2 protein-coding genes are annotated in these 1,714 nt (G+C 73.5%); both read right to left on the bottom strand.

Translation table 11 applies throughout. From position 1 onward, the window contains the following. Positions 1-822, bottom strand: a complete 822-nt coding sequence (locus ACF061_RS39020; protein ID WP_392271771.1) for a YceI family protein — start codon at positions 820-822, stop codon at positions 1-3. A gap of 110 nt (positions 823-932) precedes the next feature. Then, on the bottom strand, positions 933-1,714 hold a 782-nt coding region (locus ACF061_RS39015), incomplete at its 5' end, for a collagen binding domain-containing protein (RefSeq protein WP_392271770.1).

The following is a 1,714-nucleotide window of genomic DNA, read 5'->3' as shown; positions in this document are numbered from 1 at the left end:
TCAGGCGGCCGGGAGTGTGGTGCCCTGGACGGCCTGGATGTCGAGTTCGATCTTGAGTGTGGTGCCGATGGCGGCGATGCCGGCCTGGAGGACCTGGTTGTAGTTCATGGCGAAGTCCTCGCGGCGTAGTTCGGTGGTGGCGCGGAAGGCGGCGCGGGTGCCGCCCCAGGGGTCGGCGCCGGTGCCGAGGTAGGCGAGGTCGAGGTCGACGGGGCGGGCGATGCCGCGCATGGTGAGGTCGCCGCTGACGGTCCAGCGGTCGGGGCCGGCGGGGGTGAGGTGGGTGGAGCGGTAGGTGATCTGCGGGTACTGCTCGGCGTCGAGGAAGTCGGGGGAGGTGAGGTGGCCGTCGCGCATGGTGTTGCCGGTGTCGATGGAGGCGGCGTGGATGACCGCTTCGACGCGGGAGCGGGTGATGTCGTCGGGGGCGATGTCGATGGCGGCGGTGAACTCGGTGAAGCGGCCGTGGACGCTGGAGATGCCCAGGTGCTGGGCGACGGCGGCGATGGAGGAGTGGGCGGGGTCGACGGTCCAGGGTCCGGGGGGCGGCAGTTCGGCGCCGCCCTGGCGGGTGAGGGTGACGGTGCCGATCTCGGCGCGGCCGCCGGCGGTGACGATCGCGCTGGAGGCGGTGGGTGCGTAGCCGACGGCGGTGACGATGACGGTGTAGGCGCCCGGTGCCAGTTCGGTGGTGTCGCGTACGGCGCCCTCGTGGTCGGCCTCGGCGCGCAGTACCTGGGTGCCGGTCATGTCGGTCACCGTGACGACCGCGTGCGACACGGCCCATCCGTCCCGGGTGCGGATCCTGGCGGTCAGTGCCATCCCGTTGTCTTCCTCTGCATAAAAGTGAACAAAATGGTCGTCAAGTGGCCGGCCCGTGGCGGGGGCGCGCTCCGGGTTGGGTGCGCGCCCCGCCACGGGCCGGGTGGGGGTTACTCGCCGGGGTGCGCGAGGTGGATGTCGTGGCCGTCGACGCCGTGGCCGGTGACGGTCAGGGCGGTGGCCGCCGGCGGGTAGCCGGTGGCGATGACGGTGTACTCGCCGCTGTCGAGGTCGGCGAAGGCGTAGGCCCCGTCGGTGCCGGTGGTGGCGGTGCCGATCACGTTGCCGGCGGCGTCGACCAGGGTCACCCGGGCGTCGGCCAGCGGCCCGTGCGGGGCCCGGACCACGCCCTGGACCTCGGCACCGGCGTCGAGGTCGATCTCGACCCGGGTGATGCCGGTGCCGCCGATCTCGACCGGCAGAGCGCGGGGGCGGTGGCCGGCGGCGTTGACCGCGATGGTCACCGTGCCCGGGACGAGTTCGGCGAAGGAGAACTCGCCGTCCTCACCGGTGGTCTGGGTGGCCAGCAGGTCGCCGCGGACGTCGGTGACGATGACCATGGCGTCCTTGATCGGCAGCGCGCCGGCGGTGGCCCGGACCAGGCCGGTCAGCCCGCTGGTGCCGCTGAGCAGGATGTCGTAGGCCACCGCCTCGCCGTTGACGACGATCGTGGAGGCCTGCGGCTGGAAACCGTCCGCCGAGGCGATCAGCACGTAGGAGCCCGCGCCCGGCGCGCTGAGGGTGTAGGCGCCGTCGGCCTGGGCGACCGACCGGCCCAGCTGGCGGCCCGCCAGCGAGATCAGCGTGACCGCGGCCTGGGCCACCGGTGCGCTCTCGGCGCCCCGGACGAAGCCGTGGACCGGGATCCCGCCGCCGCTGCCGGCGGCCGGTG

The organism is Streptomyces sp. NPDC015220 (assembly GCF_043079345.1).
Classification (GTDB): domain Bacteria; phylum Actinomycetota; class Actinomycetes; order Streptomycetales; family Streptomycetaceae; genus Streptomyces.
The sequence above is the reverse complement of the archived record's forward strand: the minus strand, read 5'-3'. Positions and strand labels throughout refer to the sequence as shown.

Excerpts from the sequence above, each read along its gene's own strand:
- ACF061_RS39020 (WP_392271771.1), bottom strand. The coding sequence starts at position 822 with ATGGCACTGACCGCCAGGATCCGCACCCGGGACGGATGGGCCGTGTCG.